A 15,779-nucleotide genomic window follows, 5' to 3' on the forward strand; every position below is an offset into this window, starting at 1 on the left:
ATAGAATAGACTCTAAGAAAATCATATCATTTTTTCTCACTAAGTTAAGAGAAAATTCATTCAATCAAAAAAGGATGACTCAGCATGGAGTCATCCCTGTTTGTTTTTTACGTGATGGATAAACCAGCACTTGCATAGCCTGCTACGGTATTCACTAAGGAAAGACCTGTAGCTGATGCAGAGAATACAACAAGCAATCTTGTTTGCGATGTGACTGGTACATTTAGACCAGTTGCAATACCGTTTGCTATAGCACCTAGCGTTAAAATTCCGGTTAACGCTGGGTCCAGTGTGACGCTAGCTACTTGAGTAAAGCTGTTATTTGGTGTCGGTGAAGCAAACAGACTAGCCGTAACGGTAATACTCGTGCCAACTAAAGAAAGGCCTGCTGTCGTACTAAAATAGCCGGCAAAAGACGTAATGGTTCCATCCCTTGGAACTGAGAACGCCATGTTTAATAACGTTCCTGCGGCACCTGTTAAATCAATGATCCCGCCTACAATAGTGACACCTGTCGCTGAGCTGCCAAATCCGACCAAGCTAGATGTTCCAACGAGACCACCAGCAATTGTTGTCAAAACAGCCGGAGTACCAGATGCAAATGGAATAATTGCACTTGCTCCGGTTGCTCCTGTAGCTCCTGTAGCTCCTGTGGCGCCTGTGGCTCCGGTTGCACCAGTTGCTCCTGTGGCGCCTGTATCTCCAGTTGCACCAGTTGCTCCTGTGGCGCCTGTATCTCCGGTTGCACCAGTTGCTCCGGTGCCGGTTGCTCCCGTGGCGCCTGTATCTCCGGTTGCACCAGTTGCTCCCATGGCGCCTGTATCTCCGGTTGCACCAGTTGCTCCCGTGGCGCCTGTATCTCCGGTTGCACCAGTTGCTCCCGTGGCGCCTGTATCTCCTGTTACACCAGTTGCTCCTGTGGCGCCTGTATCTCCTGTATCTCCTGTTACACCAGTTGCTCCTGTGGCTCCTGTATCTCCTGTTACACCAGTTGCTCCTGTGGCTCCTGTATCTCCGGTTACACCAGTTGCTCCTGTGGCTCCTGTATCTCCGGTTACTCCTGTGGCTCCTGTATCTCCTGTTACACCAGTTGCTCCTGTGGCTCCTGTATCTCCTGTTACACCAGTTGCTCCTGTGGCGCCTGTATCTCCTGTTACACCAGTTGCTCCTGTGGCTCCTGTATCTCCGGTTACTCCTGTGGCTCCTGTGGCTCCGGTTACTCCTGTGGCTCCTGTATCTCCGGTTACTCCTGTGGCTCCTGTATCTCCGGTTACTCCTGTGGCTCCTGTATCTCCGGTTGCACCTGTGGCTCCCGTGGAACCTGTCTCTCCTGTTGCACCAGTGGCGCCGGTGCCGGTTGCTCCTGTGACGCCGGTTGCACCTGTTGCTCCCGTGGCGCCGGTATCTCCTGTTGCACCCGTAGCTCCTGTGGCGCCGGTTGCCCCAGTTGCTCCTACAGCGGCCAATAACGTATAGTCTGGTGATGTATCTGGTGTGCCTGCTGGTGGTGCTGTATTGACTAGGTATGTTCCACCTTCATATGTCACTACTTGACCTATTGGATATGTTGGCGCTTCTGCCGCATCAAACGGCACGACTCCAGCTAGACCTACTCCCGTCGCTCCTGTATCACCTGTTGCGCCAGTTGTTCCTGTCACACCTGCAGCTGCCAATAATGTATAGTCTGGTGATGTATCTGGTGTGCCTGCTGGTGGTGCTGTATTGACTAGGTATGTTCCACCTTCATATGTCACTACTTGACCTATTGGATATGTTGGCGCTTCTGCCGCATCAAACGGCACGACTCCAGCTAGACCTACTCCCGTCGCTCCCGTATCACCTGTTGCCCCGGTGGCTCCTACAGCGGCCAATAATGTATAATCTGGTGATGTATCTGGTGTGCCTGCTGGCGGTGCTGTATTGACTAGGTATGTTCCACCTTCATATGTCACTACTTGACCTTCTGGATATGTTGGCGCTTCTGCTGCATCAAACGGCACGACTCCAGCTAGACCTACTCCCGTCGCTCCCGTATCACCTGTTGCCCCGGTGGCTCCTACAGCGGCCAATAACGTATAGTCTGGTGATATATCTGGTGTGCCTGCTGGCGGTGCTGTATTCACAAGATATGTTCCACCTTCATATGTCACTACTTGACCTTCTGGATATGTTGGCGCTTCTGCCGCATCAAACGGCACGACTCCAGCTAGACCTACTCCCGTCGCTCCTGTCGCACCCGTAGCGCCTGGGTCTCCCGTGACACCGGTTGCACCGGCAGCGGCTAACAGCGTATAATTCAACGACGTATCCGGCGTACCGATTGGCGGTATTGAATTCACCACATACGTACTGCCTTCGTACGTCACTACTTGACCTATTGGATATGTTGGGGCTGCCGCTTGATCAAATGCTACGATGCCCGTTAAACCTACGCCCGTTGGACCTGCTGGACCCGCTGGACCTACTGGGCCAACTGGACCTGCTGGACCTTTTCTTCCTCTTCCTCCATGTGATCCTTGAATGACACAAACACAAGGATCTTTTCCGCAACATGGATTTTTTACTAGCTTTTTTGACTTTCCTTTCTTACAACTATCACATTCCCAGCGATCATCCTTATACGCATCATACCAGCTTCCTTTTTGGTAGCGGTCTGTATGAGTTGGGTACATCTCTCCGCATTGTCTACACCTTCTCACGGAATCACCTCCATCCATCGTATTCATCATCATGTGGAAAATTGTATGTACCATTTTATTTTTATAAAAAATTTGAAAAGACCTTGCACTTCAGGCACAAGGTCTTTTCTTCATTGAACTCTCATCGTCATCATGAAATCTTTTTATACCATACTATATTCAACTTCTACTGGACGGATTGCCTCTTTTCGTTTTTCCACACCTTCTCCTTCAAAGTAAGAAGGTGCATCTTCCCCTCCGATAAAGGTGACATCTAAGTCATGACTTTGTACAGAAGTGTTGCTTCTAAAAATGACGCACTCACCTTCTTGACAGCTCCATTCATTCCTATTCAATTTCGAAATCACTTTCTTCATGATGTCTTCTGAACGGCATGGATAGGAAATGATGTCACACTGAAAGCCCCTTACAAAAGTAAGAGGCTTTTTAAGTGGCATTTATGCCCAGCTTTTCACTTTTTCATGGTCTGTTACAAAAAGAAGAACTTTTCCTTCATCTAGATGCTCTTCAAATGTCTCAGCTTCTTCTTTAGAGAAACCTATTTCATGAATTTTATTACGGAGCTCGTCGCCCTTTTTACTAAAGATATTTCCAACAGCATGCTTAAGTCCAACTTCTTTTGGACCTATCGTATTTGCATCTGCATTGCTTGCAATACGCTCTGTTCGATCATCGTCATGGGACAGAACATATATGTCCTCTCTTGCAACACCGAGTGCTTTTAGTTGCTCTACATCTCTTTGAAGTGTTTCATCATTTGAATACTCTCTTACAACAGGTTTCATTATATATTCCTCCTTTAACGTCTTACGAATCTTTTACCCGTCACTTTTGTCATTAAACCTTCCACTTGCACATCCATTTAGCGACATGTATTTACTGTGCCTATTGACTTATTTTTGACAAAATTCCCACATAAATGACTAAATTTTCTGAATTATCGTGTTCATTCCTCATGATTTGTTGTACAATTCATATACTGGAGGCTAGAAATGGGGTGGAGCTGATGTATTATTTTTCAGCTGAGCAGCAGTTTAATGCATGGGTTGTCAGTGATTTGGTGAAACAGCTTTTTCAAAAATGGCATCCTGAAGAATCAAAAGCAAAGCCGCTTACATTGTTTGCTGAACAGCACTTTCACATCTGCATTGATTATCTCTTTTCGATTATTATTAACATTGGAGATATCGAGTCAATCGAACAAGATCCACAAGACCTGTTGTCCTCATATTTGAATATCCTTTTTCCTTTTGTGACGCACGATATGATGAAAGCCTCCATGCAAAATGCAAATGAATATTTGTTAAAAGAACGTGATGCGGACGTGTATCAGCTGTTTGTTTCTCTCCCGCCGCTCCTTTCTGTCTCTCTTCAAAAAAAGTAGTCCCCTTCTTTTAGATGGTGACTGCTTTTTTGTATGTGTTTTGAAAAGATCGTATGTTTTGAATGAAAAGAAGCAATCATGTTAATGTAGATCTAGGATGCAAGTGAAAGGGAGGATTTGACATGAGTCAACAAAAGCAAATTCAATTAGCAAAACGTCCAAAAGGGTTACCTACAAAAGATGTTTTTCATTTTGAAACCGTTGATATACCAGTACCTCAAGATGGTGAAGTCTTGATTCAAACGAAATATGTGTCTGTAGATCCTTATATGAGGGGACGAATGCAGGATACAAAATCCTATACACCTCCGTTCAAGCTCAATGAAGTGATTCAGGGGGGTGTTGTCGGAGAAGTCATCGAGTCCAAATCACCTCAATTTAAAAAAGGTGACTTTGTTCTTGGATTCCTTGGCTGGCAAGAATACTCTACGGCCAAAGCAGAGTCTCTGACAAAAATTGATCCATCTATTGCGCCGTTATCTTATTACTTAGGGATTTTAGGCATGCCTGGACAAACAGCCTATTTTGGACTTCTTGCGATTGGTCAGCCAAAAGAAGGCGAAACCGTTGTCATCTCTGGAGCCGCTGGTGCCGTTGGTTCCGTTGTCGGACAGATCGCTAAAATCAAAGGCGCCCACGTCGTTGGCATTGCCGGATCTGATGATAAGCTGGCTTATTTAAAAGAGCTCGGCTTTGATGAAACCATTAATTATAAAACAACAAACGATTTAGATGATGCCATTGCAAAAGCTTGTCCAAACGGTGTCGATGTGTATTTTGACAATGTTGGCGGCGAAATCTCTGATGCCGTGATGAATCATTTGAACCGCTTTGCCCGTATTCCAGTCTGCGGCGCTATTTCTTCTTATAATATTAGCCCTAGCAAAGACATCGGACCGCGTGTACAAACAAAACTCATTAAAACAAGCGCATTGATGCAAGGCTTCATTGTTGCCAACTACGCTGATCGTTTTGAAGAGGCGGCAAAGGATCTCGCTCAATGGATAAAAGAAGACAAACTGACTTACAAAGAAACCATTATCGAAGGTTTTGACAACATTCCTGATGCGTTCCTTGGACTATTCAAAGGGGAAAATGTCGGAAAACAGCTTGTCAAAGTTTCATAACACCAAAAGGGCTAAAATGAACTTTATTTTAGCCCTTTTTCTTCTTTTCAGCGTGATAGAAAACCTTTGCAGTCTAGGAAGGACGAGCACCAGCGCGCAGGACTGCGGGCGAATGCGAGGGTTTGTCTACACGCTGAAAGGACCCGCCAAACGGCAGGGTCCTTTTATTATGCCTGATGCTGCACAAGCTGCAGCTGGCCTTGTTTATACACAATTTCCTCAAGCGAGAGATTCAGCTTTTTCGCCATTTTTTTCAGCATCGCATGCTCTTGATGGGTGACAAGACTGATGACAGCCCCTTCTTTTCCTGCACGGCCTGTTCTGCCTGAACGATGAATATAGCCTTCTTCATTTGGCAGATCTGCATGGATGACGTACGGTAAATCGTCGATATCAATGCCTCTTGCTGCAATATCCGTTGCAAGAAGAAGCGGAAATTCATGCTGTTCAAATGCCTTTAAAATAACAGCACGATCTGCTTTTTTCGCTTCACTGTGAAGCACTCCAAGATCAACATGATGATACGCTAATTTTTCTGCATAAATGCTTAAATTCGTAATATCACGCACAAAGACAAGCGCCTGCATGTCCTCAAGCCGCGATAGCTTTTGGAGCAGTTTCACTTTATCCCGCTGATCACATAACAAATAGTAATGCCCTACCTTCTGCGCTTCTTCCTGGCTTCTGCTAATTGTCAATACCTCTGGCTCAGATGTCATCTCTTTGATCAGTTGAACGGTTTCCTCTTTAAAAGTGGCAGAGAAACAAAGAATTTGTCTTTCTTTTAATGTTGATTTAATGATCGCTTGGATCGTTTTCATATGCTCTGGGACAAGAAGCTGATCTGCTTCATCTAACACGATTGTTTTGACTTCATGCATTTTCAATTTCTTGATTTTGATTAACTCTTGTACACGGCCCGGTGTCGCCACCACGATGTTTGGGTGTTTTTTTAGCTTTTCCTGCTGCTTCTTGATGTTTGCTCCGCCTATTAAAGAGACGGCTTTGATGTCTGATCCTTGTTTGAACTCTTGCACGACATCAAATATTTGCATCACAAGCTCTCTTGAGGGTGCCAAGATTAAGACTTGCGGGTGTTTGATACTCACATCAATTTTATTTAAAAGCGGCAGAACATACGCAAGTGTCTTCCCCGTTCCAGTTGGTGATTCTGCAATCACATCGCGCTTTTCCGTAATCCACTCTGCTGTTTTTTCTTGTATCGCTGTTGGTTTCTCAAAGCCAGCCGCTTCAAAGTTCTTTTGTATAAATGGTTTGGCTTCTTTTAAAAATGCCCAATTTTCGGTCATGTCGATCTCCTTTATCCTCATTCAATCTATCCTTAAGTATCTCAAAATCAGCTTTGAAACGCAATTTTTCTTTTGATGCTTTTATCGAGCCGGACAGTTCGATATAATCATGAGAGGCACTAGCCGTTTTGAATCTATTTGAGGTGTAAAAAATGATATTATCTGTTAAAGATTTAAGTCATGGCTTTGGCGACAGAGCCATTTTCCACGAAGTCTCCTTCCGGTTATTAAAAGGCGAGCATGTCGGCTTGATCGGCGCCAACGGTGAAGGAAAGTCAACGTTTATGAATATTATTACTGGCAAGCTTGAGCCAGATGCAGGAAAAGTCGAATGGGCAAAAAATGTCCGTGTGGGCTACCTTGATCAGCATACCGTGCTAGAAAAAGGAAGAACCATCCGTGAAGTCCTTCAAGATGCCTTCCATTATTTATTCTCTATGGAAGCCTCAATGAATGACATTTATGGCAAAATGGGTGAAGCTGATCCTGATGAGCTGGAAAAGCTGTTAGAGGAAGTTGGCATCATTCAGGATGCACTGACAAACAATGATTTCTATATCATTGATTCCAAGGTGGAAGAAATCGCAAGAGGTCTTGGGTTAACGGATCTTGGGCTGGACCGTGATGTGACAGAGCTGAGCGGCGGGCAGCGTACAAAAGTCCTGCTGGCGAAATTGCTGTTAGAGAAGCCAGAAATTCTCCTTCTCGATGAGCCGACCAACTATTTGGATGAGCAGCATATTGAGTGGCTGAAACGCTATTTACAGGAGTATGAAAATGCGTTCATCCTCATTTCACATGACATTCCGTTTTTAAACAGTGTCATTAACTTGATTTATCATGTCGAAAATCAAGAATTGACACGCTACGTTGGTGATTATGATCAATTTAAACAAGTGTACGAAGTGAAAAAGCAGCAGCTAGAAGCAGCGTATAAAAGGCAGCAGCAAGAAGTGGCTGAATTAAAGGATTTTGTCGCGAGAAATAAAGCACGTGTCAGCACTCGGAATATGGCCATGTCTCGTCAAAAGAAACTAGATAAGATGGACATGATTGAATTGGCAGCAGAAAAGCCAAAGCCGGAATTCAACTTCAAGCCAGCACGTACTTCAGGAAAATTGATTTTTGAAACGAAGGATTTAGTCATTGGTTATGACGAACCGCTCTCTCGCCCATTGAATCTGAAAATGGAACGCGGACAGAAAATCGCCTTATATGGCGCAAATGGTATCGGTAAAACAACGCTGCTGCGAAGCCTTCTTGGAGAAATCACGCCAATTTCTGGCGAGGTGGAACGTGGAGAATTCTTGCATATCGGCTACTTTGAGCAAGAAGTCAAAGAGCAAAACAGCAACACCTGTATTGAAGAAGTGTGGAGCACCTTCCCTTCTTACACGCAATATGAAGTGAGAGCAGCCCTTGCCAAATGCGGATTAACGACAAAGCATATTGAAAGCCGTGTATCTGTTCTAAGCGGCGGGGAGAAAGCAAAGGTCCGCCTCTGTAAGCTGATAAATGAAGAAACCAATTTACTTGTTCTCGATGAGCCGACAAACCACTTAGATGTCGATGCGAAAGAAGAACTAAAACGCGCGTTAAAAGAATATAAAGGCAGCGTCTTATTGATTTCCCACGAACCTGAATTTTATCAAGATGTTGCAACCGAGACATGGAATTGTGAATCTTGGACGACAAAAGTATTATAACGTCAAAAAAGCCTTATATCTGTTCAAAAAGATATAAGGCTTTTTTCTATTTTAATGACCGGCCTGTATATTCACCAAATGCTTACGGCCAAGAAGCAGGATGATCATCCCTGCCAGCACAACAGCCGCCCCTACATAATAGGGCGTACTTGCTGTATACGTTTCAGCGAGTACGCCGGCAATCCAAGGAGCAATCGCACCACCAATAAACCGTACTGCGCTGTAAGAAGATGAAGCAATTGAACGCTCAACAGGTGCTGAGCCCATGACAGCCGTCGTAAGCACCGTATTGATCATGCCGAGAATTCCCCCAGCGATGACAATCCCGCAAATGTTTTATAACCTTAACGTAAACGTTAAATTTTTGACCCTTGATTTCTCCTGCTGTTTGATGCAAAATAAATAGGAATTATTACGATTTAAAGGAGGTACACTATGCTCTCTTTTCCACCCAAAAAAGAACGACACCAACAATTCGGATCTGTCCCGCCAAGCGCTCGAACGAAGCCTTGTCAAAAAGAGGACATGATGGACATACAACAGACGGAGCAGGACTTTTATTTTGATCTTGAACAAGTCGGAATTTGCCGCGTGTCGTATCCTGTACATATTTTGTCTAAAACGGCACCACAGCACCAAACAACTTCCGCTGCCTTTGCACTGAGCACATACTTGCCAGCTCATCAAAAAGGCATTCATATGAGCCGTCTTACTGAACAGCTGCACTCATTTTACGAGAGCGGAAAGCCGCTTGATGTGAATTCCTTAAAAGAATTGACGGCACAGCTTGCCAAGCAAATGAATCAGCCATCCGCCTCTGTTCAGGTTTCCTTTCCTTGGTACATGGAAAAAAAGAGCCCAGTGAGCCGAAAGTCCGGTTTGATGCATGCGACTGTGCAATATGACGTCCATTTTCATGAAGAAAACGGATGGATCTGTCATGTTGGCTGCACTGCACAGGTCACTACACTATGCCCTTGTTCAAAAGAAATCAGTGAATACGGCGCGCATAATCAGCGCGGCACTGTGTCTATTCAGGTAGAGCTGTTTGAACAAGTACAGCTCCCTGATGACATGAAAGCTGATCTACTGCAGATCATCGAGTCCAATGCGAGTGCGCCCCTTTATCCCGTACTTAAAAGACCTGATGAAAAGAAAGTGACAGAAGAGGCCTATGAAAATCCACGCTTTGTGGAGGATGTCACGAGGTTAATTGCGGCCGAGCTTTATGAACAAAACTGGGTCAAGGGCTTTCAAGTCGAGTGCCGCAATGAAGAATCCATTCATCAGCACGATGCTTATGCTAAATGCTCTTATCAAAAAAAACTGTAAAGCCTCTCTACAGTTGAGCGTGTAGACAAACCCTCGTATTCGCCCTAAGCGCTGTTGCTCACGAAGGTTCAATTCGCTCTTTGAAAGCAGCTATCCTTTCTGGAATTCAATGGTTTTCTATCACGCTGAAAAGAAGAAAAAGGGCTCATGATGAGCCCTTCGTCTTCTTTTATGCAATTTTGTCGGCACGCTTAATTGCTTTCCAATTCCTCTATCATCATCGACAGTTCTGTCCAGCGGTCCATCGCTTGTTCTAATTCTTCTGTGACGGCTTTTTGCTTGTCCATCAGCTCTTGAATTTTCCCGAAATCACTGCCTGCCTCAGCAATGCTAGCTTCGAGCTGCTGGTTTTTTTCCTCTAATGCTTGGATCCGGTCTTCAATCCCATCCCATTCAATCTGGTCCTTATAGGACAGTTTTTTTCTCTTTTTAGGGGCCGCTTCTACTTGTTTTTCAGGAGGCTTTGTCTCTGTTCGCTTCTGCTCTTTTTCTTGCTCCATGTAATCGCTGTATGCCCCTTGAAAATGTGATATGCGTCCATTTCCTTCAAAAACAAGCAGGCGATGAACGACTCGGTCTAAGAAATAACGATCATGCGACACTGTGATGACTACGCCAGGGAACTGCTCCAAATAATCCTCTAAAATGCTGAGCGTCTCTGTATCAAGATCGTTCGTCGGCTCATCTAAAAAGAGAACATTCGGCTCTTCCATCAAGACTTTTAGTAAATATAATCTGCGGCGCTCTCCTCCTGACAGCTTGCGAATAAACGTGCGCTGCATGGATCTTGGGAATAAGAACCGCTCCAGCATCTGCTCGGCTGTCACAATGGTGCCATCCGTTGTCTTCACGATTTCAGCTGTTTCTTTGATGTAATCAATGATGGTCAGCTCTTCATTCATTTCATGATGATCCTGCGTGTAATAGCCAATGCGAACCGTTTGGCCAATAGTCAATTGTCCAGTAGTCGGTTCTATTTTACCCGCTAGACAATGAAGTAACGTGGTTTTCCCCACTCCGTTCGGTCCGATTAATCCAATACGGTCACCTGGCACGACTAAATCGGAAAAGCACTCCACAAGGGTTTGGCCAGCAAATGAGATGCTGATCTCTTCTACCTCCATCACCTGTTTTCCAAGCCGGTGAGAACCGATCGCAAAATCAAGCTCGCCCTTTGCATCAGGTCCCTTTTGATCCTTCAGCTCTTCTACTCTGCCGATTCGTGCTTTTTGCTTTGTCGTTCTAGCCTTTGCCCCTCTTCTCAGCCAAGCAAGCTCTCGTCTAAGTAAATTTTGACGTTTCGTTTCCTTCACCTGAGCTTCCGCTTCTCGTTCTGCTCTTTTTTCTAAAAAGACTTCATAATTTCCTTTATACGTATACAACTGCCCTTGATTTAATTCATAAATCCGATTGGCAACACGGTTTAAGAAATAACGATCATGGGTCACAAGGATAACAGCCCCGCTGTATTGACTCAAATACCCTTCAAGCCATTCAATGGTTGCATTATCTAGATGGTTCGTCGGCTCATCCAAAATCAGCAAACCCGCAGGCTGGATTAAATTTTTGGCGATGGCAACACGCTTTTTCTGTCCGCCCGATAACGCATGAACAGAACGGCTCACATCTTGGACACCAAGCTTTGTCAAAATCGTTTTCGCCGAAAGGTTTGCATCCCATGCGTCCTCCTGATCCATTTTATTTTGCATACGCATGAGCGCCTCTTGTTTTGCTTCATTTTGCGGATCATGCGCTAAATTAGCAAGCGCCTGTTCATACGCCTTCATCGTTTGAATCATCGGTGCTGTTCCAGAAAAAATATAGTCGAGAATTGTTTCATCTCCGCTCATCTCAGGATCTTGCTCAAGAAATTCGATATCAAGTGTTCCTGCTTTCGTGATGTCACCCTCCTCAAACGATTCAAGCCCTGCGATCACCTTTAGAAGCGTTGATTTGCCTGTTCCATTTGGTCCAATTAAACCGATGCGTTCCTTTGGTTCTATATGAAAAGAGATATGATCAAACAGCGTTTTTTCGCCATAGGTTTTATATAATCCTTCAACATTCAATAAACTCAATTTTATCAGCCCTTACATAGATTCTTCCTTTATTTTAAATCAGCCAGTAGCAGAAAACTAGTTTTAAAAAACCCGCTACTGAAAAGAATGTTTCCTTTTGATGCTCGATACACTATGATGAGGTGATCTATAGATGATATCCATTAGCTTATGTATGATTGTGAAAAATGAAGAGGAGGTTTTAGCGGACTGCCTTTCTTCTGTTCAAGACATTGTAGATGAGATGATCATCGTTGATACAGGATCAACAGATCGGACGAAGGAAATTGCTCACTCTTTTTCAGCACAGGTGCTCGACTTTGAATGGGTTCAGCATTTTGCAAAAGCCCGCAATTTCTCTTTTTCCCATGCAACAAAAGAGTATATCCTATGGCTGGATGCAGACGATGTCCTGCTTGAAGAGGACCGAAAAAAGCTTCTTCAGCTCAAGCAGACTCTTGATCCCGCTGTGGATGCCGTCTCGATGTTTTACCACGTTGGATTTGATAAGGACGGTCATGTGAATTTTAAATATAGAAGAAACCGGCTCGTCAAACGTGCTTTACACTTTCAATGGTACGGAGCCGTTCATGAATTTCTCCAAGTGTATGGCAACATCTTTCCAGCCGAAATCGCCGTCACACATCAAAAGCGTAAGAAAACTACCGCTGTGGAGCCTGGGCGCAACCTGCGAATTTATGAAGACATGCTTGCAAACGGTGAGGAGATGACGCCACGTGATCTCTTTTACTTTGCCAATGAGCTAAGGGATCACAAGCAACATGTGAGGGCCATTCGTTTTTATCATCAATTTTTAGCCACAAAACAATGCTGGATTGAGGATGAAATTCGCGCATGTCAATATTTAGCTGACTGCTACTATGCAGTAGGTTTCGAGGAAGCGGCCCTATCCTCATTATTGCGCTCCTTCTTATATGATCAACCCCGCCCTGAATTTTGCTGCCGGATCGGGGATCATTTTAAAACACAAAATAAACACCAAGCAGCTATCTTTTGGTATGAGCAGGCCCTGAAGGCTCCTGAAAACGAAACAGGCTTTACACTCATCCAATATAAAACGTGGTACCCTCACCTCCAGCTTTGCTATTGTTATTATCAGCTCGGCGATTTGGAGCAAGCCAAAACCCATCACCTTGCTTCATCAGTCCATTACCCTGCCCATCCGAGTGTGCTGTACAACGAAAAAATATTTGCTGAACAGCCGTAAGATCTCCTGTTGCCGCATTCGCCTGTTATGTGCCGGCGGATGTCTTTTTATATCCATTGAACGCTTATGATATGTCACGCTTTAGCGATTTAAAGCGTTTTTCAACCAATTGACTAAATTATCATTTACGCATATACTAACATTCGTCTTACGAAAAGATTTATCCATTAGGAGGTCAACATGAGTTCTTTATTTAGAAAAAAATCTCTCGACCAGCTCATGCTTGAAAGTCAAACAAAGCGGCTGAGTCGTTCTTTGAATACATTTGATTTAATCTTGCTTGGCATCGGCTGTGTGGTCGGGACTGGGATCTTTGTCATTACGGGGGTCGCTGCTGCGAAAGATGCGGGACCTGCGATTATTATATCTTTTATTTTGGCTGCGATCGCATGCGCTCTTGCTGCTTTTTGCTACGCAGAATTCTCCTCGTCCATTCCAGTGTCAGGAAGCGTTTATACGTATTCTTATGCCACACTTGGCGAATTCCTCGCCTTTTTAATGGGCTGGGATTTAATGCTCGAGTATGTCGTTGCGCTCTCTGCTGTAGCCAGTGGATGGTCGTCCTATTTTCAATCACTGCTCAGTGGATTCGGCCTGCACATACCGAAGGCCTTATCGGGTGCACCTGGAGCCGTTGATGGGGCCGTCTTTAATCTGCCAGGCGCACTCATTATTTTACTCATTACCTTTATTGTCTCAAGAGGCGTAAAAGAGAGCACAAAGCTGAATAACATCATTGTGCTCATCAAAATTGCCATTGTCCTGCTCTTTATCATTTCAGGCTTCGCTTACGTTAAACCTGAAAACTGGACACCTTTTATGCCAATGGGCTTTAATGGCGTCATTGCCGGAGCTGCGACTGTCTTTTTTGCTTATCTTGGATTTGATGCAATTGCTAATGCATCAGAAGAAGTCAAAAATCCACAAAAGGCGATGCCAATCGGAATTATTGGTGCGCTCGGCGTTTGTACGATTTTATACATCGGTGTTTCATTCGTCTTAACAGGCATGGTTCACTATACGAAGCTAAATGTCAGTGACCCTGTCGCATTTGCTCTTCAAGTTGTTGGCCTGAATAGTGTCGCTGGCATTATATCCGCAGGTGCGATTATCGGGATTACGACCGTGTTAATCGCTCTTGTGTATGCCCAGGTTCGTTTAACCTTTGCTATGAGCCGAGATGGGCTGATGCCGAAAATTTTCTCAAACGTTCATCCAAAATCGAAAACACCGGTTGCCAACACTTGGCTGACAGGGATTGTTGCGGCATGTATCGTTGGATTCGTCAACTTATCAACACTGGCTAATTTAGTCAGCATCGGTACACTTGCGGCCTTTACGGTGATCTCGATCGCTGTGATCGTTTTACGAGAAAAACACCCGAATGTCAAAGCAGCATTTAAGGTACCATTCGTGCCTGTTCTTCCGATTATTAGTGCCGTCATATGTATTAAACTTGCGACGACACTTTCATGGGTGACATGGAGAGCTTTCCTCATCTGGGTGGCTATTGGTGTCATTGTTTATTTCACGTATGCAAGACGAAAAAGCCATCTCAATCAAACACATTAGAAAAGAGACACGGGGATTCCCGGTCTCTTTTTTTGCTTAAATCACACTGTTTTTAGCTGAATTCGAGTCGATCATATCTGGATCTAATACGCTTGAAATTGGAATGACAAGCGGTGAACAATCTCCATTGTCCTCACCAAAACCTTGGTTCATTTTCATCGAAAGAAAATAATCGACCTGCTGATAAGGACCTAGAGTGAGTGAAGCCCCCCGGTCCATTGCATTGATTTTAAAAGCACCGACATTGACGACTGAAGGTGAGAATAACATCACACGTCACTTCCTTTGAATAGGTTTAGCTGCTGGCGAAAAAGAGGCAGGTGAGTCCACTTGATCTCGATCATCAACATGGCTTTTTGTTCCGACAAAACCGCTGGCATCTCCAAAATTCTGTCCGTACCCCTGATTTTTCTTATCTGAGTTTTGCCACTCTGCTAACAAATTTTGTCCGACATTCACCGCCGACGCATTTTCAAAGGAATTAATTTTTAACATGAAAATATTAATATTGATATACGGAGTTGGTTGAACCACAGATAAACCTCCTTTTTATAGGTATATGCAAGCACCCATCAAGTATGTTAACAGGAGGTCTTCACATGGACTTCGAAAAAATGAAGCAGTGGATGGATATTGCCCAGCAAATGCACGGAGATGATTTTTGGAAAATGATATTCGATGATGAGCAAAGATCTCCCTTTATGGCAAATAGTCCGTCTCCCTTTACATTCACGCAACAAGATCAGCGAGGAACAGATGCGTCATTTCCACCAATCGACATTGTGGAAACCCCTACAGAATTTCAGTACTTAATATATTTGCCTGGCTACCGGAAGGAAGATGTTCAGGTGCTGTCATATGGGGAATATTTGGTTGTGAAAGGACAGCGTTTTTCCTTTTTTAACGAGCAGGACTTTCGTCAAAGGCAAGGGAAATATGGTCCGTTTGAAAGAAAAATTCGGCTTCCAGATATGATTCTTGGTCAAATGAATGCCGCCTTTAAAGACGGCGTGCTGTACATCCGGCTGCAAAAAGATGAAGGAAAAGCAACTGCGATTATCATAGATGACGAATATTGATACTCACTGCATCTATTTGATCACGATCATCAACCGTTTCAATCGGCAGGATCGTGATCACGCCATCGGCATTTTGCTCACCGAAACCATTGTTTCTTTTTATCGTCGAGCAGTGATTTTGTACGAACGTCGAACCGAATGTCATCGAGGACCCTGCACCAATACTATTCGTTTTCATATGAGCAATCTGAATCCGTGTAGGCAGCATGCTTTTCTCCCCTTTCTTGTCATCTCTATAAGTATATACCGGGCAGCTTTTCCATAGACTAGAGCAAGGCGAAAGAA

General features: G+C 44.3%; 15 protein-coding genes and 1 pseudogene. 7 read left to right on the top strand and 9 right to left on the bottom strand.

All coding sequences use genetic code 11. From position 1 onward, the window contains the following. Window positions 1–107: 107 nt before the first annotated feature. The 3 genes from BK049_RS04420 to BK049_RS04430 all read right to left on the bottom strand — a co-directional run bounded on the left by BK049_RS04420 (window position 108) and on the right by BK049_RS04430 (window position 3,484). Entirely contained in the window at window positions 108–2,753 is a 2,646-nt protein-coding gene (locus tag BK049_RS04420) for an exosporium glycoprotein BclB-related protein (RefSeq protein WP_425304330.1), read from the bottom strand. A gap of 89 nt (window positions 2,754–2,842) precedes the next feature. Further along, the gene (locus tag BK049_RS04425; RefSeq protein WP_008355895.1) at window positions 2,843–3,055 is read right to left on the bottom strand and encodes a bifunctional 5-amino-6-(5-phosphoribosylamino)uracil reductase/diaminohydroxyphosphoribosylaminopyrimidine deaminase; all 213 of its coding nucleotides are present in this window, start codon (window positions 3,053–3,055) and stop codon (window positions 2,843–2,845) included. A gap of 81 nt (window positions 3,056–3,136) precedes the next feature. After that, window positions 3,137–3,484, bottom strand: coding sequence for a YflT domain-containing protein (locus BK049_RS04430; RefSeq protein ID WP_034738326.1), 348 nt, complete (start codon window positions 3,482–3,484; stop codon window positions 3,137–3,139). 221 nt (window positions 3,485–3,705) lie between these two features. Here BK049_RS04430 and BK049_RS04435 point away from each other — a divergent pair, with 221 nt between their 5' ends. Both BK049_RS04435 and BK049_RS04440 read left to right on the top strand, forming a co-directional pair. Further along, window positions 3,706–4,083, top strand: coding sequence for a YfmB family protein (locus BK049_RS04435; protein WP_034738324.1), 378 nt, complete (start codon window positions 3,706–3,708; stop codon window positions 4,081–4,083). 122 nt (window positions 4,084–4,205) lie between these two features. After that, a complete protein-coding gene (locus BK049_RS04440) occupies window positions 4,206–5,210 on the top strand; it encodes an NADP-dependent oxidoreductase (RefSeq protein ID WP_008355888.1) in 1,005 nt (334 codons plus the stop codon). Between the two features lie 167 nt (window positions 5,211–5,377). Here BK049_RS04440 and BK049_RS04445 read toward each other — a convergent pair whose 3' ends face one another. After that, window positions 5,378–6,520 carry a DEAD/DEAH box helicase gene (locus BK049_RS04445; protein ID WP_071167917.1) on the bottom strand — a complete coding sequence of 381 codons (1,143 nt, stop codon included), beginning with the start codon at window positions 6,518–6,520 and terminating at the stop codon, window positions 5,378–5,380. Between the two features lie 152 nt (window positions 6,521–6,672). Here BK049_RS04445 and BK049_RS04450 point away from each other — a divergent pair, with 152 nt between their 5' ends. Next, complete coding sequence (locus BK049_RS04450; protein WP_071167918.1) at window positions 6,673–8,226, top strand: ABC-F family ATP-binding cassette domain-containing protein; 1,554 nt, start codon at window positions 6,673–6,675, stop codon at window positions 8,224–8,226. Between the two features lie 51 nt (window positions 8,227–8,277). On the opposite strand, the pseudogene BK049_RS04455 reads toward BK049_RS04450, so the two are convergent. Continuing rightward, window positions 8,278–8,550 (bottom strand): annotated as a pseudogene (locus BK049_RS04455) (MFS transporter); the annotation flags it as partial. A 111-nt stretch (window positions 8,551–8,661) separates the two neighbouring features. Between BK049_RS04455 and folE2 the strand changes: the two are divergent. Further along, window positions 8,662–9,558, top strand: coding sequence for a GTP cyclohydrolase FolE2 (gene folE2, locus BK049_RS04460; protein WP_008355881.1), 897 nt, complete (start codon window positions 8,662–8,664; stop codon window positions 9,556–9,558). Window positions 9,559–9,749: 191 nt separating this feature from the next. Here the strand turns inward: folE2 and BK049_RS04465 are convergent, their stop codons facing one another. Then, the gene (locus BK049_RS04465; protein ID WP_071167919.1) at window positions 9,750–11,636 is read right to left on the bottom strand and encodes an ABC-F family ATP-binding cassette domain-containing protein; all 1,887 of its coding nucleotides are present in this window, start codon (window positions 11,634–11,636) and stop codon (window positions 9,750–9,752) included. Between the two features lie 133 nt (window positions 11,637–11,769). Here BK049_RS04465 and BK049_RS04470 point away from each other — a divergent pair, with 133 nt between their 5' ends. Both BK049_RS04470 and bcaP read left to right on the top strand, forming a co-directional pair. Further along, a complete protein-coding gene (locus BK049_RS04470) occupies window positions 11,770–12,843 on the top strand; it encodes a tetratricopeptide repeat-containing glycosyltransferase family 2 protein (RefSeq protein ID WP_071167920.1) in 1,074 nt (357 codons plus the stop codon). 180 nt (window positions 12,844–13,023) lie between these two features. Further along, the gene (bcaP, locus tag BK049_RS04475) at window positions 13,024–14,415 is read left to right on the top strand and encodes a branched-chain amino acid transporter BcaP (RefSeq protein WP_008355875.1); all 1,392 of its coding nucleotides are present in this window, start codon (window positions 13,024–13,026) and stop codon (window positions 14,413–14,415) included. 36 nt (window positions 14,416–14,451) lie between these two features. Here bcaP and BK049_RS04480 read toward each other — a convergent pair whose 3' ends face one another. Together BK049_RS04480 and BK049_RS04485 are read right to left on the bottom strand one after the other, a co-directional pair. After that, window positions 14,452–14,685 (bottom strand): hypothetical protein, encoded by a 234-nt coding sequence (locus tag BK049_RS04480; RefSeq protein WP_008355873.1) that lies wholly within the window; start codon window positions 14,683–14,685, stop codon window positions 14,452–14,454. Window positions 14,686–14,691: 6 nt separating this feature from the next. Beyond that, window positions 14,692–14,949 carry a hypothetical protein gene (locus BK049_RS04485; protein WP_003213975.1) on the bottom strand — a complete coding sequence of 86 codons (258 nt, stop codon included), beginning with the start codon at window positions 14,947–14,949 and terminating at the stop codon, window positions 14,692–14,694. A gap of 65 nt (window positions 14,950–15,014) precedes the next feature. On the opposite strand from BK049_RS04485, the gene BK049_RS04490 reads away from it, so the two are divergent. Beyond that, window positions 15,015–15,494: an Hsp20/alpha crystallin family protein gene (locus BK049_RS04490; protein ID WP_071167921.1), complete on the top strand. Its 480-nt coding sequence runs from the start codon at window positions 15,015–15,017 to the stop codon at window positions 15,492–15,494. On the opposite strand, the gene BK049_RS04495 is transcribed toward BK049_RS04490, so the two are convergent. Further along, window positions 15,475–15,702, bottom strand: coding sequence for a hypothetical protein (locus BK049_RS04495; protein WP_008355867.1), 228 nt, complete (start codon window positions 15,700–15,702; stop codon window positions 15,475–15,477). The two genes, BK049_RS04490 and BK049_RS04495, sit on opposite strands and share 20 nt — an antisense overlap. Between the last annotated feature and the right edge of the window lie 77 nt (window positions 15,703–15,779).

Origin of the sequence: Bacillus xiamenensis (assembly GCF_001857925.1) — a bacterium.
GTDB lineage: Bacteria > Bacillota > Bacilli > Bacillales > Bacillaceae > Bacillus > Bacillus xiamenensis.

Coding starts and splice junctions, on each gene's coding strand:
- BK049_RS04495 (WP_008355867.1), bottom strand. CDS start 15,702: ATGCTGCCTACACGGATTCAGATTGCTCATATGAAAACGAATAGTATT.
- BK049_RS04445 (WP_071167917.1), bottom strand. CDS start 6,520: ATGACCGAAAATTGGGCATTTTTAAAAGAAGCCAAACCATTTATACAA.
- bcaP (WP_008355875.1), top strand. CDS start 13,024: ATGAGTTCTTTATTTAGAAAAAAATCTCTCGACCAGCTCATGCTTGAA.
- BK049_RS04470 (WP_071167920.1), top strand. CDS start 11,770: ATGATATCCATTAGCTTATGTATGATTGTGAAAAATGAAGAGGAGGTT.
- BK049_RS04450 (WP_071167918.1), top strand. CDS start 6,673: ATGATATTATCTGTTAAAGATTTAAGTCATGGCTTTGGCGACAGAGCC.
- BK049_RS04440 (WP_008355888.1), top strand. CDS start 4,206: ATGAGTCAACAAAAGCAAATTCAATTAGCAAAACGTCCAAAAGGGTTA.
- BK049_RS04435 (WP_034738324.1), top strand. CDS start 3,706: ATGTATTATTTTTCAGCTGAGCAGCAGTTTAATGCATGGGTTGTCAGT.
- BK049_RS04420 (WP_425304330.1), bottom strand. CDS start 2,753: ATGGTACATACAATTTTCCACATGATGATGAATACGATGGATGGAGGT.
- BK049_RS04425 (WP_008355895.1), bottom strand. CDS start 3,055: ATGAAGAAAGTGATTTCGAAATTGAATAGGAATGAATGGAGCTGTCAA.
- BK049_RS04480 (WP_008355873.1), bottom strand. CDS start 14,685: ATGTTATTCTCACCTTCAGTCGTCAATGTCGGTGCTTTTAAAATCAAT.
- BK049_RS04490 (WP_071167921.1), top strand. CDS start 15,015: ATGGACTTCGAAAAAATGAAGCAGTGGATGGATATTGCCCAGCAAATG.
- BK049_RS04430 (WP_034738326.1), bottom strand. CDS start 3,484: ATGAAACCTGTTGTAAGAGAGTATTCAAATGATGAAACACTTCAAAGA.
- folE2 (WP_008355881.1), top strand. CDS start 8,662: ATGCTCTCTTTTCCACCCAAAAAAGAACGACACCAACAATTCGGATCT.